We start from the raw sequence: 23,702 nt of genomic DNA, 5'->3' as shown, positions 1-23,702 counted from the left end.
GATGCATCCACATTTCCGCAGTCGGATCATGATTTCAGACGCGTCAGGGCTAGGCCGATACGTGTCCGGACGTCGGGCGGCTCTGCTTCGATGGCGCATGCCAGGCATCGAAGATCGTGTCGCGCCGCGTGCAGCTTGTCGAGCAGAGCCATCACGACACCCAGCGTTCGCTCATCCAAGTCCAAATCGTCGACGAGCTCGCACAGGAACCGCAGGCGGGCCACGTCGAGCGGTGTGAAAAGCTGGATGGACGCGCTCGCTGTTGGTTCAACCGTGGGGATGACGAGCCGCGCTTCGAGGAAGGCGAAGAGCCGTTCAGGGGTCATGCCCGGCACCAGGGTGAGTATGTGATCATTGGAGTAGAGATCCATCATGTCCCGGCCTCCATCATCATGTCCCGGCGTGGGTCATGGATCTGCGTCTTGCGCCGGTCTGCGAAGAAGTTGCGCAAGGCATCGTCGATGACCGGGGGCGACACGATCTTCAGCTCGACGAGCTGATCTCCACCGGTCTTCTGCCCTGCCCGCGTGATCCCGCGCCCCCGCAGACGCATGATCCGACCGGAGCTGGCGCCTGCAGGGATCGTGAGCGAGACCGGCCCGCCGATCGTGGGAGCCATGACCTTGCCGCCCAGAACGGCCTCGTCGATGGTGATGGGCAGGGTCAGCAGGATATCGTCGCCCGCGCGCCGGAACACCGGATGCGCGGCCACCGACAAGGTGATCAGCGCATCCCCCGGCGGCCCGTCGCCAAAGCCGGGCGCGCCCTTGCCCCGCAGGCGCAGGGTCTCGCCATCCTGCGCCCCGGCAGGGATCCGGACCGAGACGTCATTCGCCTCGCCAAGCGTCACGTGCATCTCCGCCCCGCGTGCGGCATCCAGGAATGGGACCTCGAGCGCATAGCGCAGATCCTGACCCCGGGCTGCGAAACTCTGACCTGAAGAGCTGTCCTGCGCTCCACCGCCCCGCTGCCGCAGGAATTCGGCGAAGATACCCGCCGGATCACCTTGCCCGTCGAATGGCGAACGAGAGCCGCGCGACTGATGATAGGGATTGTCCGGCGCCTCGGCGAAGTCGCGGTAGTACCGGCGCGGCGGCCGCTCGGTCCCCTCGGCGTCGATCTCGCCCGCGTCGAACCGGGCGCGGGTGGCCGGGTCCTTCAAAATGTCATGGGCGGCGCTGATCGTCTTGAACCGCGCTTCGGCGCCTGCGTCATCAAGGTGCAGATCTGGGTGGTTGCTGCGCGCGAGCTTCCGATAGGCGGTCTTGATCTCGGCGGAAGTCGCGGTCTTCGGCACTCCGAGGGTTTCATAGGGATCGGCGCTCATCGGTCCATTCCCCGTTCCTGTCGGACACAAGACTGCCCGCGCGCCCGCTCAGGGCAAGGTTTTCTATCGCAGGTCATTGCGGCTCCGTCGCTGATGCAGATCAACTCCTGCAGCTGCGCACCCGCCTACACTACCGCTCACGGGCTTGCGACGCAGTCTTCGCGGCGGAAACGGCTCTTACGCCCCGCCTTAGGAAAATCATGCCCATTTCAAGAGAGGACACCGTCCTCAGGACCACGGCGGAAACTGCGTCATCGCAGCCCGCGCAGACGGCGCAGCAGACGCTTCCTGTTGTCGCGCGGCCGCTTAACAACGCCCCTGCCGCCCAACCCGAACCCGAACGCCGCCGGTGGCTGTGGGTGGCGGGGAGCCTTATGATAGCCGGCTTGACCGGGCTGATGGTTCTGCAGTCTTGGTCAGCAACGATACCCGTGGTGGCGGTCGAAACGGTGCTCTTGGGTCCCGTCACGCGAATACTAGCCGTGAATGGGCGGATAGCGGGCGTGACATCTGTGGATGTGCAACCGCTGGTCAGCGGGACAGTGGTCGAAGTCTTGGTCGCCGAGGGCGATACCGTGGTCCGCGGCGACACGCTGGTGCAGCTCGATACCGCGGCTCAGCAGGCCATTGTGAAGCAGGCTGTGGCTGGATTGGATGTAGTACTGGTGGCGCAGGAGGATGCGAAAGCGATCCTGGAGCGCACCCGGGCACTTGGCGGCAATGCTGCCCGAATGGTGCTGGAAGGCGCCGCCCGCGCCGAGCAGACAGCCGCGCAAGAGGTCGCCCGGATGACGGCCTTACTGGAGCAGGCACAGATCCAACTGACGAAGTTCACCATCCGTGCGCCGATTGCTGGGACTGTTCTGATCCTGCACGCTGATCTGGGGCAAAGCGCCGATCCGGTTACATCTCTGTTGACGATTGCCGACCTTGGCCAACTGGTGGTCGAAACCGACGTGGACGAGTCCTATGCAACGCAGATCCGCACTGGCCAGGCTGCGGCACTGCAGCTGTCTGGCGAAGAACTGGTGCGTACAGGGCATGTCAGTTTCGTGTCGCAGTGGGTCGATCCCGCTACAGGCGGGCTGGCGGTAAAGCTGGCTCCCGATTCTGCACTTAGGGCGCCAATCGGCCTGACCGTCACGGCGAACATCATCGTTGATGACCGTGCAGCCGCCAACACAGTGCCCCGTGCCGCTATTGTCACCGATGCAGCGGGCTTTGCGGTCCTGCTCTTCTCCGACGGCCATGCGCGACGCCGCGCTGTAAAGGTGATCGATTGGCCCGCACCGCGGCTGATCGTGACCGAGGGGCTGGCCCCCGGTGATGTGGTGATCGCCGACGCAACAGGCCTTGCTGACGGGCAAGTCATCAGGGTGGCTCCCTGATGCTCTATGCGCTGAAGATTGCGATCCGTTATGTGACGGCCAGTAAAGCACAGACCGCCCTTCTCGTGTTCGGGGTCGCAATCGGTGTGTTTATCTTTATTTTCATGTCAGCGCTGATCGGAGGGTTGGCCGAGTTCATCATGGCGCGCACAGCGGGCGACATGGCCCACGTGACCATTCAGGCCGAAGCGGTGGAGCCCGCCATGCTGTTGCCCCCTGATGGGCGGACCGTGCTGCTGGTGCAGGAGCCCACCACTGAGGCCACGGCGATACTTAAAGACACTGCCGCTTTCATCCCGCTCATCGAGGCGCTATCGGGGGTCATCGGCACCTCGCAGCAGATCAATGGTTCGGGTTTTCTGGCGCGCGGCGCGCAGGTCACGCAAGTGTCTATCAATGGGCTGGAGCAGGGACGCGAGTCCGTGATCGCCAATCTGGCGGGCTACGTTACCGAAGGCACCGCCACCCTCGGCGCGGGCGGGGTGCTGGTGGGCAAGACACTGGCAGAGGACATGAATTTGCGGATAGGCCAGACGGTCCGGCTGCAAAGCACTGTCGGGATCGAGGCCTTCCAGACCATCACTGGGATCTATGAGATGGGCTCGGGCGGGCCAGACCGTCGGCAGGCCTACGTGAGCCTCCCCACGGCGCGGACGCTGTTCAAGATGCCGCAGGGAATAACGCGGCTCGAGATCAAGCTGGCCGATCTTTACGCCGCTGATACTCTTGCCCCGCGGATCAGGGCGCTAACGGGCCTCGACGCAAAGTCCTAGACCGAGCAGGCCAAGCAACTGCTGGAAGCCCTGCAGGCGCAGGCGAAGACGGGGTATATCCTAAAGGCCTTTGCCCTGCTTACCATAGTAATCGGCGTGGCGTCGGCGCTTGTGCTCTCCACCTACCGCCGCCGACCCGAGATCGGGATCATGCGGGCGATGGGCGCAGGACGTTGGTTCGTGATGGTGGTCTTCGTGTCACAGGGCGCGTTGATCGGCCTGATGGGCGGGCTGCTTGGCGCGGCTGCGGGGTATTTCGTACTGCTGACCTTTCCGGGGCGTGAGAGCTTGGGGCCAGGGCAAAGTGGATTGCCCATCGACATCTCCCAAGGGGCTTACGGCCTTGCCATCTTTCTGACCACGTTGGGAGCGATCATCGCCTCCATCCTGCCTGCGCGGGCGGCGGCGCGGCTGGACCCAATCACGGCCATCGGACAATGACGGCCCTGCTGGAAGTGCGGGATCTGGTCAAGACTTTCGGCTTGGGAGAGGCCGCAACCCATGTGTTGCGCGGCCTGAACCTGGTGATGACGACAGGAGAGCTGGCGGCGCTACTGGGTCCTTCGGGGTCCGGCAAGAGCACGCTCCTCACCATCCTCGGAACGTTGATGCATCCGACGTCGGGAGGCCATTCGATGCTCGGGGTCGATCTGACAACCGCATCCGACCACGCGCTGACTGAGTTCCGCAATCTGCACATCGGGTTTGTGTTTCAGTTCCACAACTTGCTGCCTGACTTCACTGCGCTGGAAAACGTGCTCTTCCCCACTGCGGTCCGGGAGGGGCGAGAGACTCTAGCCGCCCGCACACGAGGGCAAGCGCTTCTGGATCGCATGGGTTTGGCCGAACGTATCCATTTTCCAACCGCCAACCTTTCGGGCGGCCAGAAGCAACGGGTGGCCGTGGCGCGCGCGTTGATGAACCGCCCCGAACTCGTGCTGGCCGATGAGCCTACCGGCAACCTCGACCGTGCCTCGGCCAGCCAGGTGATGGACCTGATCGCCGAGATCAACCGCGAGGAAGGAACGACTTTCCTGATCTCGACTCACGACGAAAGGATCGCTGCCCTTTGTCGGCGGCAGCTCGTTGTTGCGGATGGACTGGCAACAGGGTGATTGGTGAACATCCCTTCAGGCTGCACCCACTGCAGCGAGTAGACGCCGCATCCTCGGACACCGCCACCCTGAAAGAGGCCCGTTTGACGGGCAAGTGCCGTGTTCTCGAAAACTTGGTGTTGAAAAGACTAAGGACCGCGAGGCGGCGCGCGGTCGCCGTGGCCGTCTGAGCTGTGTCTGCGGCGATCTCCAGACCCACTGTTCCGGGTTATCAGGAGGGCAAGCCTGACCCCGGACAGTCTAGCCGCTTGCAGGATGGCAAGGTCGGTAGCACTGACCCAGGCAAGGTCATGGTCACTCCGTTGCTGGTGTTCACCTTGCCGCCGTGGAGAAGCTCTGGGAACTTCGAACTGGGGCGGGCAGAAAGATGATCCTGCGGCAAGAGTTTCTTCACGACGCATCCGACCTAAGACGAATCTTCAGCTTGGGTCACGTCGCATTTGTTAAGGTCGTCCCTGATGCAAATCAGTGCAGCGGTCGGGCGAACAGGTCACAAGGGGGTCACCGTTCGCACAGACTTGCGCGCCGTGTCATCCGAGAAGGAAACCCAATGCCTGAGGTGAACCCCACCGGGCGGGTCCATGCCGTGCGGGGCGCCGTCGTCGATGTGCGCTTCGACACAGGCGCGCTTCCTGCGCTGAACGACGCTCTGCTGGTTGAGTGGGACCGGCCCGGCCCTCTGATGCTCGAAGTGCAAAGCCATCTGGACCTGACGACCCTGCGCGCGGTGGCCCTGCAGGCGACTGCGGGGCTCGCGCGGGGTGTAGCCGTGCGGCCGACCGGATCGCCGATCCTGGCGCCGGTGGGCGAGGCGGTGCTGGGCCGGATTCTGGACGTGACGGGAGGCCTGCGCGATCTGGGCGAAGTGTTGCCGGGTGACGTCCCGCGCCGTTCCATCCACGCAGCGCCCCCGCCGCTGGCGGCACAGAGCGCGACGACCGAGGTGTTCGAGACCGGCATCAAGGTGATCGACCTGCTGACCCCGATGGCCCGGGGCGGCAAGGCCGCGATGTTCGGCGGCGCAGGCGTCGGCAAGACGGTTCTGGTGATGGAACTGATCCATGCAATGGTCGAGAAATACCAAGGCATTTCGGTCTTCGCCGGGATCGGCGAACGCTCGCGCGAGGGACACGAACTGCTGACAGAGATGTCTGCATCCGGTGTCCTGCCCCGGACGGTGCTGGTCTACGGGCAGATGAACGAACCCCCCGGCGCGCGCTGGCGGGCGCCGCTGACTGCTCTGACCATCTCGGAATATTTCCGCGACACGGATCATCGGAACGTCCTCCTGCTGATGGACAACGTCTTCCGCTTCGTGCAGGCGGGGGCCGAGGTCTCCAGCCTGCTGGGCCGTCTGCCGTCGCGCGTGGGCTATCAGCCGACGCTGGCGACCGAAGTGGCCGGGTTGCAGGAACGCATCGCATCGGTTGCGGGGGCCGCGGTCACATCGATCCAGGCAGTCTATGTGCCCGCGGATGATTTCACCGATCCGGCGGTCACCACGATCTCGGGCCACATGGATTGCGTCATCGTGCTGTCGCGCGCCCTGGCGGGTCAGGGGTTCTATCCCGCGATCGATCCCTTGGCGTCATCCTCCACGCTGCTGGATCCTGCCGTGGTTGGCGAGGACCACTACCGGATCGCCGGCGAGGTGCGCGAGACCCTTGCGCGGTTCGCCGAGCTTCAGGACATCATCTCGCTTCTGGGGATCGAGGAACTGGGCATCGCCGACAAGCGCATCGTCACCCGCGCCCGGCGCCTGCAACGCTTTCTCAGTCAGCCCTTCGTGGTGACCGAGGCATTCACCGGCACGCCCGGCCAGTCCGTCAGCCGTACCGACACATTGGCCGGATGTCGCGCCATACTGGATGGCGAAGCCGACGGCTGGGCCGAAGCCTCGCTCTACATGGTCGGGACGATCGCCGACGCCCGCGCGAAGGAACGTGGCGAGGCCACCGCATGACCGGGTCGCTTTCGCTCCGCATCATGACGCCGCTGGTGGTTGTCGTCGACCAGACGGTGACCAGCCTGCGCGCCGCCGACGCCAGCGGCAGCTTCGGCATCCTGCCGGGACATGCGGATTTCCTGACGCGGCTGGCCCTGTCGGTGATTTCCTGGACCACCTCGGACGGGGCCGCGCATTTCTGCGCGGTGCGCGGCGGCGCGCTGACGGTTCGCCGCGGCCATGTCGCCGTCGCCACGCGCGAGGCGGTGACGGGCGATGACCTCGGGATCCTCGATCACGATGTGCTGGCCCGCTTCCGCTCGGATCTGGACGAGGAGCGGGTCGAGCATGTCGAAGCCGCACGTCTGCAACTGGACGTCATGCGCAGGATGCTGACCCGTTTGCAGCCCAGGCATCGGGGGGCGGGCCTTTGACCGAACCGACCGACAAGGACCCGCTGCTGGACGCGGTGCGCGCGCATCAGGCGCGGCGCGCCGCATGGGCGCGGGACGGCGAGGCCTCGGTCGCACGGCGGCTGGCGCAGATCGGCGTGCTGGGCTGGATCATCGTGGCGCCGATGCTGGGAGGCATTTTCCTTGGCCGCTGGCTCGACGGGCGGTTTGATACCGGGGTGTTCTGGACCGCACCGCTGCTGATGATCGGCCTTGGCCTTGGCGGCTGGTTCGCATGGCGCTGGATCGGCAGCGCATGAGGGAGATCATGATACTTGCGCTCTGGCTGGCGGGCGGCACGGGGATCGGCCTGATCTATTTCCGCATGGTGCGGCACAGCGCCGCTCTGATGCTGTCAGGGCGACGTGGCGGACCCTCGTTTGGCATCGGCCTCGTCCTGCTGCGCATGGCGGGCCTGGGCGGCGCGCTCGTCACCGCGGCGATGCAGGGTGCGGGTCCTTTGCTGGCGGCCAGTCTGGGTCTGCTGATCGGGCGCCGTCTCGTGATGCGGCGGGCTACCTGATGGACAGCCCGCTGCAATCCGAAGCGCTCTTCATGGCGGGCCCCGTCCCGATCATGCCTGCCGTGGTCGTGACATGGGCCATCATGGCGGTGCTGGTTCTTGGCGCCATCCTCCTGAAGCGCCGCCTGGCTTTGGCGCCTTCGAAGGCCCAGGCCGCGGCGGAGCTGCTTGTCGGCACGGTCGATGGCCAGATCCGTGCGGTGACCGGAGCGGCCCCCGAACCCTATCGCGCCTTCGTCGGAACGCTCTTCCTGTACATCCTGGTCGCCAACTGGTCCTCGCTGATCCCCGGCGTGACACCCCCCACGGCCACGATGGAAACTCCCGCCGCCCTTGCGGCGATGGTGTTCCTGTCGATCATCTTCTTTGGCATTCGGAAAGGCGGCCTGCGCGGCTTTCTGCGCGGCTTCGCGCTGCCCAATCCCGTGATGATCCCGCTCAACATTCTCGAAAGCGTCACCCGCAGCTTTTCGATGTTCGTGCGCCTGTTCGGCAATGTGGTGAGCGGGGTCTTCGTGATCGCCATCGTCGGGTCGCTGGCGGCCCTGGTGGTGCCTATTCCCCTGATGGTGCTCGATCTGCTGACCGGTGCGGTGCAGGCCTACATCTTCGCCATCCTGTCAATGGTGTTCATCACCAGCGCCGTCGAAAAGGGCGCAGCCAAACCCGAGGAGTCCTGAATGGATTATGTGAATATCGTCAGCATCGCCTGCGCCGCCTTTGCGGTATCGTTCGGCGCGCTTGGTCCGGCGCTGGCCGAGGGCCGCGCCGTCGCCGCCGCGATGGACGCCATCGCCCGCCAGCCCGAAGCGGCCAACACGATCTCGCGAACCCTGTTCGTCGGTCTTGCGATGATCGAAACCACGGCGATCTACTGCCTTGTGGTTGCGCTGCTCCTGCTGTTCGCCAATCCGATGCTGCCGTGAGTTTCGATCTTTGGACGCTTGGCTTTCAAGCGATCAATGTCCTGCTTCTGGTCTGGCTGCTGCACCGGTTCTTCTGGAAGCCGGTCGCTGCAACGATTGCCGCGAGGCAGGCCGATGTCGCGACCCTGCTGCAGGGGGCCGAGGCCAAGCGGTCGGAGGCCGAGGGCGCCCTGGCCGAGATCGAGGCCATCCGCGCAGGGCTTGCGGCCGAGCGCGACGCCCTCCTCGCCGAGACCCGCAAGGAAGCCGAGGCGGCGCGCAGCGCGGTGATGGCCTCGGCGCGGGCCGAGGCGGAAACCCTGAAAAGCGCCGCCAGGGTCGATCGCATGCAGGCCGCCGAGGCGCTGAAAGCCTCCGCGAGGCAGGACGCCGAGCGGCTGGCGCTGGTCATCGCCGGGCAGTTGGTGGCGCGGCTGGATGCGGCGTCCACAGATGCCGCCTTTCTGGGCTGGCTGGCGGAAGGGTTGACAGGCCTGTCCGACGCCGACCGCAGGTCGCTGGCCGGGGCGACCCCGGAGATCGTCAGCGCGACGCCGAAGGACGGCGCAGCGCAGGAAGGCATCGCGAAGATCGTCGCCACGGCGCTTGGGCAGCCGGTGACCCTGACCTTCCGCGCAGACCCCGCGCTGATCGCCGGATATGAGCTGCACAGCCCGCATGTCACGCTGCGCAACTCCTGGGCCGCCGATCTGGCCCGGATCGCGGCGTCCCTCGCAGCGTCTGACGCGGCGGTGTCCGATGCCGCATGACCCAGGCTGGCTGCACGACGCCACCGCACGCGTAAGGTCGACGCCCCTTGGTCCGATGGCCGAGCGTCGCGGCCGGGTCGAAGAGATTGCCGACGGTGTGGCGATGATTTCCGGCCTGCCCGATGTGCGGCTGGATGAGCTGTTGCGCTTTGAGGCGGGCCAGTTCGGCTTTGCCCAGGTGCTCGAACCTGACCGGATCGGCTGTGTCCTGCTGGACGCGGCCCATGCCCTGCAAGCCGGCGACGCAGTGCGCGGCACCGGCGATGTGGTGCGCGTGCCGGTCGGACCCGGCCTGCTGGGCCGGATCGTCGATCCGCTGGGCCGACCGCTCGATGGCAAGGGATCGGTCGGCTTCGAGGCGACCCTGCCGGTCGAACGCGAGGCTCCGGGCATCATCGAGCGCGATCTGGTCACCCAGCCCGTCCAGACCGGCGTGCTCGTGGTCGACACCCTCTTCGCGCTGGGACGCGGGCAGCGCGAGTTGATCGTGGGCGATCCGGCGACCGGCAAGACCACGCTCGCCGTCGATACGATCATTGCGCAGAAGGGCAGCGACATGGTCTGCATCTATGTCGCCATCGGGCAGAAGACCTCGGCCGTGCGCCGGGCGGTGGATGCTCTGGAAAAGCAGGCTGCGTTCGACAGGTGCATCGTGGTCGTCGCGGGCGCCGCCACGTCGCCCGGCCTGCAATGGATCGCCCCCTTCGCCGGGATGACCATGGCCGAATACTTCCGCGACAGGGGACAGCACGCGCTGATCGTGATCGACGACCTGAGCAAGCACGCTGCGACGCACCGCGAGATTGCGCTGCTGACCCGGCAGTCGCCGGGGCGCGAGGCCTATCCCGGCGATGTCTTCTATGTCCACGCCCGCCTGCTGGAGCGCGCGGCGAAACTGTCGGCGGCGGGCGGCGGCGGGTCCCTGACCGCGCTGCCGATCGCCCAGACCGAGGCGGGCAACCTGTCGGCCTATATTCCGACCAACCTGATCTCCATCACCGACGGGCAGATCGTGCTGGATGCGACGCTGTTCCAAGAGGGGCAGAAACCTGCCGTCGATGTCGGCGTGTCCGTCAGCCGGGTGGGCGGCAAGACACAGGCCCATGCCCTGCGCGTCGCCGCGAAGTCGCTGCGGTTGGACTATGCCCAGTTTCTGGAGATGGAGGTCTTCACCCGGTTCGGCGGCACGATCGAGCCGCGCACGCAGGCGCAGTTGACGCGCGGACAGCGTCTGCGCGCGGTGTTGCGCCAGTCGCAACACGCCCCGATGCGGCTGGTGGACGAGGTGGCGCTGGTGCTGGCCGTTCAGAAGGGCCTGCTGGACAGCCTGACGCTGCCACAGGTGACCGCCCTGCGCGCAGCGCTGCCGGCGGCGCTGGATAGCTCTGCATCGAAGGCATCGGCCGCGGTGATGGCCTCGGGCAGGTTGGCCGATGAAGATTGCGCGGCGCTGCTGGAGGTTCTGGGAAAACTGGCCTCATCCTTCGGCGGCCCCGATGTCTGAGGCCGATCTCAGCAGCCGGATCGACGGCATCCGGCAGCTCGGCAGCGTCGTGCGTGCCATGACCGGCATCGCCGGCGCGCGCGCCCGAACGGCCCGGGCTCAGATCGCCGCGGTTGAGGGATATGCCGCAACTCTGGCCGATGCGCATGCGCAGGCAACGGCGGGGCTGCGCGAGGCCGAGGCGACGCCCTCCTCCCGTCCCGCGCTGGTGGTGTTCTGCGCAGAACAGGGCTTCGTCGGCGGGTTTTCGGAACGGGTTCTCGACGGCCTTGCCGAAGGCAGCCCGGACGCCGATATCTTCCTGATCGGCAGCAGAGGGGCTGCGATTGCCGCCGGTCGGGGTTTGGCCCCTATCTGGTTGGCGGCGATGCCGTCGCGATCAGCCAGCCTGCCGAGGTTTGCGAACCGGTTGCTGGATGCCGTGTTTGGCGAAGGCAAGCTGCGCGAGGTCAGTGTCGTTCATACGATCTGGAGCCAAGGCCAAGGTCGGGTCCAGCGCCTTGCCCTGTTCCCGCTCACCTCGACCAGCACCCCGATGGCGCCGCATCAGCCTCTCACCAACCTGCCCGCCGCCGACTTGATGGCGAGCCTCGGCCTGGACCTGTTGCATGCCCTTGTGACCCGCGCCGCCCTCCTTGCCTTCGTTGCGGAAAACGAGGCCCGGATGGCCGCCATGTCCGCAGCCACACGCCAGATCGAAGAACAGTTGGCCGGACTTGAAGCCTTGGCGCGACGACTGCGGCAGGAGGCGATCACAGCGGAGATCATTGAGATCGCCGCCGGAGCGATGGCGGCCAGAGGCTAGCGGCTGGGGGTGGAAGCCCGTGCAGTCGCGGCACCTGATCGGGGATGGTGGAGGAGGTGTCGACGTCTCCGTCGCCACGAGATGGCGGAGATATTCTCCGGCGGGATCGGGATGAAGGGCGGGGCGGTCTCCGGGGTCACCACCGGGATCGGCGTCCGGTTCGGCCGGTGGAGGCTCATCCGGCGCTACTTCAGCAGCGGTCCGTCGTGATCCAGATAGGCCACGTCGAAATCGGCCAGCGCCACCAGCCCGGCAAGGTCGTGGATCTCGACCCGACCCTTCTGGAAAGTGACCAGACCCGCCTCGCGGAATTCGCGCAGCACGCGGTTCACATGGACTGCACTCAGCCCCAACGCATCGGCGAGCAGGTATTGCGACAATGGGCAGGCATAGCCTCGCGGCGTCGCCAGCCCCACCAGCGTCAGCCGCGCGCCGAGTTCCAGCAGGAAATGCGCCGTGCGCTCCTGCGCGTTGCGGCGCCCGATGCCGACCAGATGCTCCACCACCATGGCTTCGTCCCGCGAGGCGGCCCAAAGCACCGCCGTGGCGAGGCGGGGCGATTGGGCGAACCCTTCGAACAGGTCGGAGAACTGCACCTCCGAGGCTTCGACACGGGTCACGGGTTCGATGTTGTGATCGGCGGTGCGGAACAGCACCGATCTCAGCCCGAGAAAGTCGCCCGGTATCTGGAAGTCGACGATCTGCCGTCCGCCATCCGGCAAGGTCTTGTAGGAGCAGACCCAGCCGGCGGCGAGGACATAGGCCGAGCGGTTCACCTGCCCCTCATGCACCATGTCGCGGCCCGCGGGAAACGTGCGGCGCCGACCGTGCATCGCGCTCAGGATGTCCAGTTCCGCATCAGACAGCGCCACGAATGCGCCCAGCTTGCGCGCAAAAGCTGTGTCCTTGACCTGCATCGGCGCGCCTCTTCATTGGTCAGATCCCGCAGAACGGAACTTAAATGGTTTAACTCAAAAGAACCGCGGGATGCTGCTGTGGATCAGCTTACCCTTCGCCACATATGCGATACTGCGGGTGTGTTCACTCGCTAGGGCAGTTCCTGCCGTGGCCTGACACCCGGAAGGTCCCCCGATGCCCCTATCACAAGCAGACGTCGCCGGCACGGCCGCACTTGCAATCTGCGAATCTCTGCTGCTGGCGCTGAACGATCGCAACATTCTTCCAGAACGCGAGATAATCGGCATCCTGCAGGATGCCGCCGCCGCCCACACCAACGACCCGGGCAACGATGGCAAGGCGGAGCTGCACGCTGCCGTTGCTACTCTCATCAACAGCATTCTTGCCGGAGGAAACTCGGTCCGCAGACGGTAGCGCAGAAGCCGCCGCAGAACAACGCGGCTTCGGCCCATTAAGTTCATTGAACGGAGTGTTATACCATAACAATTGAGCGGCCCGACTTCAAGCCGGGCCCGCCACACGATGGCTCGGAATGACGGCGGAACAAGTTGCCGTGACTGATCCCCGTTAGCGCCATGCGCGCAGGGGCAGCCTAGGATCGAGAGGGGCGCGGCTGTGCGCCGTTTCATCGGTGGGTTTGATATGTTGAGACTGAAGCTTTCATTCTGGGGCTGGCTTGGCCTGCTGACGCTCCTCTGGCTGATCGCCCTCCTGCGGACGGCGCCCGCATTCGCCCTGCGCCAAGATCTCATCCAATACAGTGGCGCGATGGCGATCGCCTGCATGAGCCTCGGTCTGGTGCTGGCGCTCCGGCCGCGCTGGCCCGAGACTTGGTTCGGCGGGCTGGACAAGATGTACCGGCTGCACAAGTGGCTGGGGATCGCAGCGGCCGGCTTCGCCGTCCTGCACTGGACGGTGACGCAGGCGCCGAAATGGGCAGCCGGGCTCGGTTTGATGCAGCGCCAGCCGCGCGGCGAACATGCGCCTCTGGAAGGGGTCCGGCAGTTTCTGGGGATGCAGCGAGGGCTGGCGGAGGGTCTGGGCGAATGGGCCTTCTATGCGGTCGTCCTGCTGGTGGCGCTGGCGCTCGGGCGCCGGTTTCCCTACCACTGGTTCTACAGGACACACAGGCTGATCGCGCTGGCCTATCTGGTGCTGGTCTATCACGCGGTCATCCTGCTGAACCCCGCCCTCTGGACATCGGTCGTGGCGGTCGTGCTGGCGCCGCTGCTGGCCGGCGGGAGCCTTGCCGCCGTCTGGCTGGTGACACGGCGGTCGGGCCGCAATCGTCAGGTCACCGGCACGATCCTGTCGCTGCGCAGCTATCCCGGCGTGAAGTCGCTGGAGACCGAGATCGGGCTGGGCGCCGGCTGGCCGGGTCACAAGCCGGGGCAGTTTGCCTTCGCCACCTCGGATGCCTCGGAAGGCCCGCATCCCTACACGATCGCCTCCGCGTGGAATGCCACCGATCCGCGCATAGCCTTCATCACCAAGGCCTTGGGCGATCATACCCGCCAGCTGCCCGGCGCGCTGCATGTCGGGCAGAGCGTGACCATCGAGGGCCCCTATGGCCGCTTCACCTTCGATGACGGCATGAAGCGGCAGATCTGGATCGGCGGCGGCATCGGCATCACCCCGTTCATCGCCCGGATGAAGCATCTCGCGCGGATGCCGGATGACCGGGCCGAGCAGATCGACCTGTTCCACACCACGCGTGATTTCGACGCCGTGGCGCTGGCGGCGCTGGCGGCGGATGCCGAAGCGGCCGGGGTGACGCTGCACCTCATGGTCGACGAGCGTGATGGTCTGCTGACCGGCGCGCGCCTGCGCGAGACGGCGCCGGACTGGCGCGAGGCGAGCATCTGGTTCTGCGGGCCGGCGCGGTTCGGCGCCGCGCTGCGCGCCGATCTGGCCGCGAACGGCCATCCGGTCGCCACGCGGTTCCATCAGGAACTGTTTGCGATGCGGTAGCGGCCTGCGCCTGCGCCCAATCCGATGGCCATCCGCGGCGCAGAGGATCCGGCAGCAACCCGCCCTACGCGAAGAGGGTCCGGCGACCCGTTAGGGACTCGCCGGACATGCCTGGCCGAGGGGCAGGTTCTGCCGGTCCGGCCATTTCCTGAAATGCGCGATTGGCGGGATCAACATCATGATGCTCCAGACTTCAAGACTGTCGATGGACCAATGCAAGACCTGCCCCATCGGGGCGAGCGCGATATGCGCCCGTTGCGATTCCGCGGAGATGAGGACGCTGGAGAGCGTGAAATTCTATCGGCGGTTCCAGGCTGGCCAGACGATCGTCTACGCCGGAGACCGGATGGACTTCGTGGCCTCGATCGTGAGCGGCGTCGCCACGTTGAACCTCAATATGGAGGACGGGCGCCGGCAAATGGTGGGACTGCTGCTGCCCGCAGATTTCATAGGCAGGCCCGGACGCACGGTGGCGGCCTTTGACCTCATGGCCACCACCGACATGCTGATGTGCTGCTTTCGCCGAAAACCCTTCGAGGATCTGCTTCTCGCCATGCCGCATCTGAACCAGCGCCTGCTGGAGATGACTCTTGATGAACTCGACGCGGCGCGGGATTGGATGCTGCTTTTGGGCCGCAAGACGGCGCGCGAAAAGGTCGCGACACTCCTGATCATGGTGATGCGCCGGACCACGACGCGCAGCCCAGAGCCTCCGGGGGATCTGCAGGACTTCGAGGTGCCGCTGTCACGGGTGGAAATGGCCGACTTTCTCGGCATGACCGAAGAAACCGTCAGCCGCCAGATGTCTTCGCTCAGGCGGGACGGCGTGATCGGCCTTTCCGGCATTCGCCGGGTGCAGGTCGCCGACCTGCCCCAGCTTGTCGAAGTTGCCGGCGATGACGCTGACGGAGGTCTTGTGGCCTAGGCCGACACGGCCTCGCCAGCTTTCCCGGCGGCGGGATCGCGGCTAGGTCACCGCGATCCCGATGCGATGCGCACCGGGACGGATCGGCACGATCACGGCATTGCCATCGGTCCGCAGCGGACGCCCGTCCAGCAGGCCGCGAGGCTCACCCGTGGCGGTTTCTCCCCGCCTCTCCATGAGGATCTCGAACCGCGCTTCGCCAAGGGCAAGCGCCACCTCCGCCCCTTGCCACGCCGACGGCAGGCAGGGCGACAGGCGCAGACTGTCGCCGCGGCGCTCCACGCCCAGGATCCCCTCGATCCCCGCGCGATACATCCAGCCCGCCGAGCCGGTGTACCACGTCCAGCCGCCCCGCCCCTCATGCGCCGGGGTGGAATAGACGTCGGCGGCGACGACATAGGGCTCGACCTTGTAGCGGCTGGCGTCTTCGGCCGTCAGCGCATGGTTGATCGGATTCAGCAGCGCGAACAACGCCTGCGCGCGGTCGCCGTCTCCCAGCTTGGCATGAGCGAGGATCGCCCACATCGCGGCATGGCTGTATTGCCCGCCATTCTCGCGTAGGCCGGGCGGATAGCCCTTGATGTAGCCGGGATCGAGCGGCGTCTGGTCGAACGGCGGGGTGAAGAGCAAGGCAAGGCCCGGATCCCGCCGGATCAGATGCGCGTCAAGCGACGCCATCGCCCGCGTTGCGCGGTCAGGATCGGCGGCTCCCGACAGCACGGCCCAGGATTGCGCGATGCTGTCGATGCGGCACTCTTCCGAACTGGCGGAGCCGAGCAGGCAGCCATCGTCGAACGTCCCCCGCCGATACCATTCGCCGTCCCATCCCTCGGTCTCGATGGCGATCCGCAGCCCTGCCGCATGCGCGCGCCATCTGGCCGCCCGGTCGGGGTCGCGGCTCTCGGCCAGCGGGGCCATCATGTCCAGCGTGGCGATCAGCAGCCAGCCGAGCCACACACTCGTCCCGGCGCCACCTTCGCCCACCCGGTTCATGCCGTCGTTCCAGTCCCCGGTGCCGATCAGCGGCATGCCATTGGCTCCGGTCAGCACGGTGGCCTGATCGAGGCCCCGCGCGCAATGCTCGAACAGGCTGGCGCTCTGCCCGGACTGCTGCGGCAGAAAGAACGCGTCATGCACGCCGGGGGGCAGCTGCGGCCCCTCCAGAAACGGGATTTGCTCGTCAAGCACCGCGGCATCGCCGCTGACCTCGACATAGCGCGCCACACCATAGCCGAGCCAGACCCGATCGTCCGAGATCCGGGTCCGCACTCCCTGCCCGGAATGCGGCAGCCACCAGTGCTGCACGTCCCCTTCGGGAAACTGCCGCGCAGCAGCCCGCAGAAGGTGGTCGCGGGTCATCTCGGGGCGCGAGAAGGTCAGCGCCATGCCATCCTGCAGCTGGTCGCGGAAGCCATAGGCGCCGCTGGCCTGATAGAAGCCGGCCCGCGCCCAGATCCGGCAGGCCAGCGTCTGATACATGAGCCAGCCGTTCAGCAGGATGTCCATCGCCCGGTCGGGCGTCTTCACCTGAACCGCGGTCAGCAGCCCGGTCCAGTGCCCGGTGACCTGGTTCAGCACCGCTTCCGGATCGAGCCTGCGGTAGCGCGCGATCAGGGCGCGGGCCGTTGCCATATCGGCGGCCTGGCCCAGCAGCATCACCACTTCGGCGCTCTCGCCGGGCGCAAGGCGAAGCTCGCGTTGCAGCGCGGCGCAGGGGTCGAGCCCCGCGCCGACCCGCCCCGAGAGCGGATGCGCCAGCCCGGCAGGCGCCGCCATGCTGCCGTTCGGCCCGAGGAACGAGGTCCGGTCCCCCGTCCAGCCCGCGACGCCCACACCCATGTCGGCAAAGGCCACCCGGCCGGGAAAGGCCGAACTCCAGGGGTTGCTGGCAAACAGGCTGCCGCCCTCGGCTTGCGTCACCAGATAGGCGGCGGTTGCGCTGCGCGCGGCGCCCAACACCCATTCGGCATAGGCCGTGACCGACAGCCGCCGGGTGCGAGCCGAGCAGTTGGTCAGCCTCAGCCGGGTAATTTTCACCGGATCATCCATCGGCACGAACTGCACCATCTCGGCCTCAATGCCGTTCGCCTGATGCGCGAAACGGCTGTAGCCGAAGCCGTGGCTTGCGATATAGGTCCCGGCGCTGCGGATCGGCAGGGCGGTCGGCGTCCAGACCACGCCGCTGTCCAGATCGCGCAGATAGACCGCCTCGCCTGCCGGATCGCAGACCGGGTCGTTGCTCCACGGCGTCAGCTGGTTCTCGCGGCTGTTCTCGGCCCAAGTGTGGCCGCTGCCCTCGGCCGAAACCTGAAAGCCGAAGGCGGGGTTGGCGATGACGTTCAGCCAAGGCGCAGGCGTCGTCGCCCCGTCGCGCAAAACGGTGACATATTCGCGCCCATCCTCGCCGAACCCCCCGGTCCCGTTGAAGAACTCCAGCCCATCGGCAAACGGCCCCGGATCGGCCATCGAGGGCGGGGCCACGACAGCCGGCAGCGGCAGTGAGACCTGCGGGAGCGCCTCGATCTGCTGGCCGATACTGCCCCGGCGGGCCACGAGCACGACCCGCGCGACCGACAGCAGCAATGCCCGCGCCTCTGTCGTGATCCTGTCGGCGCGCAGGCCATGCACTGCGCCCTGCCCGATCCCGGCATCGGTGCGGGGCCGCGATTGCGAAGACCGCACCGCCGTCTCGATCGCGATCTGCAGATCCTGCACATAGCTCGCCGCGCGGTCGTTCAGGATCACCAGGTCCACCGACAGCTGCCGCGCCCGCCAATATTCATGCGCGGCCAGCAGCTGCCGCACCTGATCCATATCCTCGATATCCTCGATCTGCAGCACCACAATGGGCAGGTCGCCCGAGATGCCATGCTGCCAGAGCCCCGACTGCGGCCCGGCCCCCGCGGCGATCCGGCTGCGCGACACCCGCAGACGCCCATCGCCGCGCAGGATGAACCCGGCCAGCCGCTGGAAATCCGCGGCCTCGGCGCTGGTCACGTCTAGGTGGCGCAACTGCACCTGCGCCTTGGTCCAGGCCAGCGTCACGGCGCGCTCGAAGGCCGAGGCGTCACGATGGTGGTCGACAAGGTCCAGCAGCTTGTCGGAGCTGTCGGCGAGCATGGTCCAGAACGTCACCCGCGCCACGCCGCCCGCCGGCACCAGCACCCGACGGCGCAGCGCAAAGATCGGGTCCAGCACCGTGCCGATGGCGCCCGACAGCGGCGCCGCGCTCATCGCGGCATCGCCCGGCGTGCGGCCGCGACCGATGAAACGGGCGCGGTCGGTCTCGATCTGGAGCGGCGCCGTCTCGATGCCCTCGACGACCGCGATATGGGCTGCCCAGATCTCGGGCTCGTCAGGCGACCGGCGGCGACGGGTGGCGATGATGACACCCAGCTCCGGCAGATGGTCGGTGACAACGAACAGCTTGGAGAATGCCGGATGCGCGAGATCCGAGTCGGCGGGCGCCAGCACCAGTTCGGCATAGGACGTCAGGTCGATCTCGCGCGGTTGCCGTCCGCTATTGCTCAATGTCACCCGCCGGGCCTCGGCGTCGTCCTCGGCCGAAACCACCACCTCCGTCGTGGTGGTCAGCGACCCCTCACGATGCGTGAACGTGGCCTGATGCTCGCTGAACACCGCGCTGCTGGCCCCCTGCCCCTGGACCGGCATGGCCCCGGCAGACCAGAGCCCGCCCCGGGCGACGTCGCGGGCGTAGATGAACGAACCCAAGGCGTCGCGGGTGGCGTCGGCCCGCCAGCGCGTGACGGCCAGACCGCGCCACTGGCTCTGCCCCGCCCCGGTCGGCGTCAGCATCACGCCATAGCTGCCGTTCGACAGCAGATGCGCCGTCGGCGGCTCCGCCCCGGCGAGGTCGAAGCGGCGGACCGTCGGTGTGACGATGTTCTCCTCGGCGGCGACCAGCACCTCCTCGGCGCGCGGTGCGGCCACGTTCACATCGCGTGGCACCCGTTCCTGCAACAGCAGATCCACAGCCTGAACCAGCGGTTCGGCGTGGAACCGGTTGCGCAACAGGCCGTCCTGCACCACATTGGAGATGGCGGTGATCGTCATGCCCTGATGATGCGCCATGAAGCTGCGCACGATGGCGGCCGTCTCGCCTTCGCGCAGGCGGCTGGCGGTGAAGTCCACCGCCTCGTAGAAGCCGAAGCGCCCCTCGGCTCCGAGGGTGCGCAGCGCCTCGTAGTTGCGCACCGCCGCCGCCGGATCGACCATCGCCGCCAGCCCGGTGGCGTAGGGGGCGATCACCCGGTTCTCGCTGAGCCCGCGTTTCAACCCGAGCCCCGGCACCCCGAAATTGGAATACTGATAGGTCATCTCCAGGTCGCGGGCATTGTAGGACGATTCCGAGACGCCCCACGGGATGCCCGATTGCCGCCCATGATCCCGCTGCCGCGCCACGATCAGCCGGTTGGTCTGCTCCAGCAGCGACCCCTGCGGCGCGCGCATCACCAGCGAGGGCATCAGATATTCGAACATGCTGCCCGACCAGGAAATCAGCGCCGAGCCGGCATGCACCGGCATTGCGCCGCGCCCCAGCCTGAACCAGTGCCGCGTCTCGACATCGCCCTTGGCGATGGCGAACAGGCTGGCGAGCCGCGCTTCCGAGGCGAGCAGGTCGTAGCAGTTCAGGTCCAGACTGTTGCTCTCGGTGGAAAAGCCGATCGACAGCAGCTTCTTGTCCGGATCGAGCAGGAAGGCGAAATCCATCGCCAGCGCCATGTCGCGGGCGATCCGTCCGACCGCCCGCAAGCGATCGGTATAGTCCACTCCGGCGTCTGCGCGGTGCTCCGCCAGCCGGTCGCGCAGCGCGGTCATCCAGACCCCCACGTCCGTTTCCGCGTCGAAGGGCGGGGCCAGGGCTTCCTCCGCCAGCCCCGGCAGGGCCTCCGTCGCCGCCTGCCGCATCCGCTCCAGCAGATCGGCCAGCACCGTGTCGCCCTCTCCGCCCGCCACGCGCAGCAGCGCCAGCACATCGTCCAGCCCCGCGCGCAGGCATTCCGGCGTCACCGGCGCCTGCCAGTCGCGGCACGACCGCGACACGGCCAGCAGATGACCGGCAAGGTTGCCGCTGTCGACCGACGAGACATAGGCCGGCGGCAGCACCCGCAGGTCGGTGGTGTCGTACCAGTTGTAGAAATGCCCGCGATGCCGCTGCATCCGCTGCATGGTGGCCAGCGTGTCCTCCAACCGGCGCAGCGCCGCCCCCTGCCCTATCCAGCCCATGTCGCGGGCGGCGACCGTCGACAGCAGATAGAGGCCGATGTTGGTGGGCGAGGTCCGGTGCGCGACGACCGGCAGCGGCGTCTCCTGATAATTGTCGGGCGGCAGATGGTTGCCCGCCCCGGTCACGAAGACCTCGAAATAGCGCCAGGTCCGCCGGGCGATCAGCCGCAGGGCCATCGCGTCCTGCGGCGTCACCCGCGCGCGCGACACGGTTCCGGGCCGGCTGATCCGCTCGGCCAGCGCAGGGGCCGCCAGCCAGAGCAGCGCGAAGGGCAGCGCAAGCGGCAGGACCGCCGGGTTCATTAGCGCGGGGGCGGCGACGAGAAGGCCAAGCGCCACCCCGCCCGCCATGACGCGGTAGCTGCCCGCGACCCCCGGCCGCGTCCGGCCCGCCGACTGCGCCGCCGTCACCCATTCCAGCAGTCGCCGCTTGCTGACCGCCAGTCGCCACACCGTCCGCCCGATGGCGTCGAGCATCCGCCAGCCGGTGTCGGGCAGGAACGCGATCTCCAGCCCGATCTGGCGCAGCGCCGCCGAGGCATCCAGCGCCAGCGCCGCGAAATGGCTGCGCGAGGTGATCCCCGCGCGACCCGGGAGAATGGCGAATGGCAGGGACAGCACACGCCCCAGCGTCAGGAACACCAGCACCACCCCCGTCGCCATCGCCGCCTGCGGCAAGGGCAACAGCCAAGCCACGGCGATGGCCGCTGCGGCAGACGGCGCCACCACCGAGCGGCGCAGGTTGTCCGCGATCTTCCAACGCCCCAGCGGGGTCAGCGCATGCCGCCGCCCCCCGAAAACCCAGGGCCAGAGCTGCCAGTCGCCCCGCACCCAGCGGTGCTGCCGCCGCGCCGCCACGTCGTAGCGCCCCGGAAAATCCTCGATGACCTCCACATCGGACACCAGCGCCGCCCGCGCGAAGATACCCTCGTAAAGGTCATGGCTCAGCATGGCATTCTCCGGCACGCGCCCATGCAGCGCCGCCGCGAAGGCATCGACGTCGTAGATGCCCTTCCCGGTGAACGACCCCTCGCCGAACAGATCCTGATAGACGTCGGACACGGCGGAGGCATAGGGCTCGATGCCACCGGGGCTGGAACTGATGCGCTGGAACGGGGACCCCTCATGGCCGACCGGCAGCGCGGCGGTGACGCGGGGTTGCAGGACGCCGTAGCCTTCGGTCACCCGTTGCCGCTCCGGGTCCAGATGCGGCCGGTTCAGCGGATGCGCCAGCTTGCCGATCAGCCGGCTCACCGTGTCGCGCGGCAGCCGCGTGTCCGCATCCAGGGTCAGGACGAACTGCACGTCCTGCGGCACGGTCGCCGGCAGAAAGCTGGTGTCATCGGCCCCCCGAAGCAGCCGGTTCAGCTCGTCCAGCTTGCCGCGCTTGCGCTCCCAGCCCATCCAGCAGCCCTCGGAGGCGTTCCAGCACCGGCGGCGGTGCAGAAGCAGGAACCGGTCTCCATGGGACGAAGGGTACAGCGCATTCAGCCGGGCGATGCCGGCCCCCGCCGCCGAGATCAGCGCCGCATCGGCCGGCGTCGTCTCGGTCGCCGCATCCGGACCGTCCGACAGAAGCGCGTAATGCACCGCCCCGCCGACGCTGGACAGGTGATGCACCTCCAGCCGCTCCAGATGTTCGGCCAGATCCTGCGGCCCGGTCAGCAGCACCGGCACCGCAACCAGCGTCCGCAGCCGCTCCGGCACCCCCAAGGCGAGATCGAGGCCCGGCAGCGGCGCAGGGGCCACTCCGCGTGTCACGACAAGATTGACCAGCGCCGTCGCGGCGTCGGTCGCCGGCAGCAGCGCCAGCAGACCCAAGGGTACGAGCGCCACCGCATGCAGGCCCAGCACCGCCAGCGCCCAGCCCGACGCGGCCAGCAGCGCCGCCGAGGTCAGCCCGATGGCGGCGCCGTAGCCGCCCAGCCCCACCCGTCCGATCTGTCGAAGCGTCCTGCTCCGCCACGGGGCGCGATAGCCGATCCGCGCCTCCAGCGCCGCCCGCCCCGCGCCGACCAGCGCATGGCCCGGATCGCGCATCCGCGCAGTCAGCCCCTCCGCCGCCTGGTCCAGCGCCGCGCGTGTCACCTCCAGCTCGCTGGCAGAAGACCCGCGCGCCAGCGTCTCGATGGCCGCTCGGTAGGAGTCGCGCGTCGCGAAATCCATCGCCGCGAACTCCGACTCCGCGCCGAGCCGGGCGTCGACCCGGCTTATCTCCTCGAAGAAGACCGCCCAGTCGAGTTCGGACAGGGTGCGCATGCTGGTGACGAGATTGCGCATCGTCACGTTCGACGCGCCCTGCCGCGCCTGCGCCCGGTCCACCACATCGTCCAGCCCGGTGCCTTGCCGGGCCAGGCGCGTCTCCAGCCAGCCCAGCAGCGGGGTCTCGGTCGGATCGCTGCCGCGCAGCCGCTTGCCGATCTGCGCGGCGAAGATCTCGGGCAGATCGCCCGAGCAGAGCCCGCTCACCTCCGCGGGCAGCAGCGATCCCGCTGCCGCGTCGACCAGCCTGTCGGCATCCAGCCGCAGCCGATGCGCCTCGTTGATCTGGACCGCGAGCCGCCGCATGTTTTCGATCAACACGATGCGCAGCGTGATGGCCACCGCCCACAGCTCGCCGATCGTCAGCGGCTGGACCGTCTGATAGGCTTGGACAAAGCGGCCGAGAACCGGACCCGACACCAGACTGTCGGTATGCGCGACATAGGCCCAGGCCAGTTCCAGCACGCGCGGATAGCCGGCGAAGGGCCCGACGGCCAGTTTCGGCAGCTGCCGATAGTAGCCCGGCGGCAGGTCCGACGCGATCTGCGCCAACTGCTTTTCCACGAGGTGATAGTTGTCCAGCAGCCACTGCGCGGCGGGCGGCACCGCCTGCTGCTTCAGCAGCGCGGTCCCGTTGAAGCGATAGGCCGCCAGCAGGACCGAGGCATTGTCCTTCAGCCGCCGGTTCAGCGGCAGCACGCGAGGAGGCCGTCCGCCAACGGACTGCACCCGCGCCAGACTTCTCGCATGGTCCTCCAGCCGCTCGAGTCCGAACAACTCGCCGCGGATCGGCGTCTCGTCGAGCCAGGGCGTCCCGGGCGCAGACCTTGCGTCGAACTGCCAGAGCAAACAGTCTCGCAGCACGTGTCGAA

20 protein-coding genes are annotated in these 23,702 nt (G+C 67.4%); 16 read left to right on the top strand and 4 right to left on the bottom strand.

All coding sequences use genetic code 11. From position 1 onward, the window contains the following. Positions 1-26 precede the first annotated feature (26 nt). Positions 27-374: a hypothetical protein gene (locus C5F48_RS06960; protein ID WP_107663185.1), complete on the bottom strand. Its 348-nt coding sequence runs from the start codon at positions 372-374 to the stop codon at positions 27-29. Next, positions 371-1,327, bottom strand: a complete 957-nt coding sequence (locus C5F48_RS06955; protein WP_107663184.1) for a DnaJ C-terminal domain-containing protein — start codon at positions 1,325-1,327, stop codon at positions 371-373. The genes C5F48_RS06960 and C5F48_RS06955 overlap by 4 nt, the downstream gene beginning before the upstream one ends. A gap of 386 nt (positions 1,328-1,713) precedes the next feature. On the opposite strand from C5F48_RS06955, the gene C5F48_RS06950 reads away from it, so the two are divergent. The 13 genes from C5F48_RS06950 to C5F48_RS06895 all read left to right on the top strand — a co-directional run bounded on the left by C5F48_RS06950 (position 1,714) and on the right by C5F48_RS06895 (position 11,507). After that, entirely contained in the window at positions 1,714-2,715 is a 1,002-nt protein-coding gene (locus tag C5F48_RS06950; protein WP_245941509.1) for an efflux RND transporter periplasmic adaptor subunit, read from the top strand. Next, positions 2,715-3,488 (top strand): ABC transporter permease, encoded by a 774-nt coding sequence (locus C5F48_RS25995; RefSeq protein ID WP_245941510.1) that lies wholly within the window; start codon positions 2,715-2,717, stop codon positions 3,486-3,488. The genes C5F48_RS06950 and C5F48_RS25995 overlap by 1 nt, the downstream gene beginning before the upstream one ends. 18 nt (positions 3,489-3,506) lie before the next feature. Next, positions 3,507-3,929 carry an ABC transporter permease gene (locus tag C5F48_RS25990; RefSeq protein WP_308812744.1) on the top strand — a complete coding sequence of 141 codons (423 nt, stop codon included), beginning with the start codon at positions 3,507-3,509 and terminating at the stop codon, positions 3,927-3,929. Continuing rightward, entirely contained in the window at positions 3,926-4,603 is a 678-nt protein-coding gene (locus tag C5F48_RS06940; RefSeq protein WP_107663183.1) for an ABC transporter ATP-binding protein, read from the top strand. Before C5F48_RS25990 ends, C5F48_RS06940 begins: the two co-directional genes overlap by 4 nt. A gap of 550 nt (positions 4,604-5,153) precedes the next feature. Next, a complete protein-coding gene (atpD, locus tag C5F48_RS06935) occupies positions 5,154-6,566 on the top strand; it encodes a F0F1 ATP synthase subunit beta (protein ID WP_107663182.1) in 1,413 nt (470 codons plus the stop codon). Further along, entirely contained in the window at positions 6,563-6,982 is a 420-nt protein-coding gene (locus tag C5F48_RS06930) for a F0F1 ATP synthase subunit epsilon (protein WP_107663181.1), read from the top strand. The genes atpD and C5F48_RS06930 overlap by 4 nt, the downstream gene beginning before the upstream one ends. Then, positions 6,979-7,260: an AtpZ/AtpI family protein gene (locus tag C5F48_RS06925; RefSeq protein WP_107663180.1), complete on the top strand. Its 282-nt coding sequence runs from the start codon at positions 6,979-6,981 to the stop codon at positions 7,258-7,260. Before C5F48_RS06930 ends, C5F48_RS06925 begins: the two co-directional genes overlap by 4 nt. 8 nt (positions 7,261-7,268) lie before the next feature. Further along, positions 7,269-7,523: an N-ATPase subunit AtpR gene (locus C5F48_RS06920; RefSeq protein ID WP_170139724.1), complete on the top strand. Its 255-nt coding sequence runs from the start codon at positions 7,269-7,271 to the stop codon at positions 7,521-7,523. Further along, entirely contained in the window at positions 7,523-8,203 is a 681-nt protein-coding gene (locus C5F48_RS06915; RefSeq protein WP_107663178.1) for a F0F1 ATP synthase subunit A, read from the top strand. The genes C5F48_RS06920 and C5F48_RS06915 overlap by 1 nt, the downstream gene beginning before the upstream one ends. Further along, on the top strand, positions 8,204-8,449 hold the full coding sequence (locus tag C5F48_RS06910; protein ID WP_107663177.1) for a F0F1 ATP synthase subunit C: 246 nt from the start codon (positions 8,204-8,206) through the stop codon (positions 8,447-8,449). After that, entirely contained in the window at positions 8,446-9,198 is a 753-nt protein-coding gene (locus tag C5F48_RS06905) for a F0F1 ATP synthase subunit B (protein ID WP_170139725.1), read from the top strand. Before C5F48_RS06910 ends, C5F48_RS06905 begins: the two co-directional genes overlap by 4 nt. Continuing rightward, positions 9,188-10,702: a F0F1 ATP synthase subunit alpha gene (locus C5F48_RS06900; protein WP_107663176.1), complete on the top strand. Its 1,515-nt coding sequence runs from the start codon at positions 9,188-9,190 to the stop codon at positions 10,700-10,702. Before C5F48_RS06905 ends, C5F48_RS06900 begins: the two co-directional genes overlap by 11 nt. Beyond that, a complete protein-coding gene (locus tag C5F48_RS06895; RefSeq protein ID WP_107663175.1) occupies positions 10,695-11,507 on the top strand; it encodes a F0F1 ATP synthase subunit gamma in 813 nt (270 codons plus the stop codon). The genes C5F48_RS06900 and C5F48_RS06895 overlap by 8 nt, the downstream gene beginning before the upstream one ends. Positions 11,508-11,692: 185 nt before the next feature. On the opposite strand, the gene C5F48_RS06885 is transcribed toward C5F48_RS06895, so the two are convergent. Continuing rightward, positions 11,693-12,424, bottom strand: coding sequence for a Crp/Fnr family transcriptional regulator (locus tag C5F48_RS06885; protein WP_107663173.1), 732 nt, complete (start codon positions 12,422-12,424; stop codon positions 11,693-11,695). A 175-nt stretch (positions 12,425-12,599) separates the two neighbouring features. On the opposite strand from C5F48_RS06885, the gene C5F48_RS06880 reads away from it, so the two are divergent. The 3 genes from C5F48_RS06880 (at position 12,600) to fnrL (ending at position 15,321) form a co-directional block, all read left to right on the top strand. Continuing rightward, entirely contained in the window at positions 12,600-12,839 is a 240-nt protein-coding gene (locus tag C5F48_RS06880) for a hypothetical protein (protein WP_107663172.1), read from the top strand. Between the two features lie 228 nt (positions 12,840-13,067). Further along, entirely contained in the window at positions 13,068-14,396 is a 1,329-nt protein-coding gene (locus C5F48_RS06875) for a ferredoxin reductase family protein (RefSeq protein WP_107663171.1), read from the top strand. A gap of 178 nt (positions 14,397-14,574) precedes the next feature. Further along, positions 14,575-15,321 (top strand): transcriptional regulator FnrL, encoded by a 747-nt coding sequence (gene fnrL, locus C5F48_RS06870; RefSeq protein WP_107663170.1) that lies wholly within the window; start codon positions 14,575-14,577, stop codon positions 15,319-15,321. 42 nt (positions 15,322-15,363) lie between these two features. Here fnrL and C5F48_RS06865 read toward each other — a convergent pair whose 3' ends face one another. Beyond that, the gene (locus C5F48_RS06865; RefSeq protein WP_107663169.1) at positions 15,364-23,694 is read right to left on the bottom strand and encodes a glycoside hydrolase family 94 protein; all 8,331 of its coding nucleotides are present in this window, start codon (positions 23,692-23,694) and stop codon (positions 15,364-15,366) included. Positions 23,695-23,702: the final 8 nt, after the last annotated feature.

The sequence above is a fragment of the Cereibacter changlensis JA139 genome, from assembly GCF_003034985.1.
Lineage (GTDB): Bacteria > Pseudomonadota > Alphaproteobacteria > Rhodobacterales > Rhodobacteraceae > Cereibacter > Cereibacter changlensis.
Note: the sequence above shows the minus strand (reverse complement) of the source record. Positions and strands in the feature narration are given on the sequence as shown.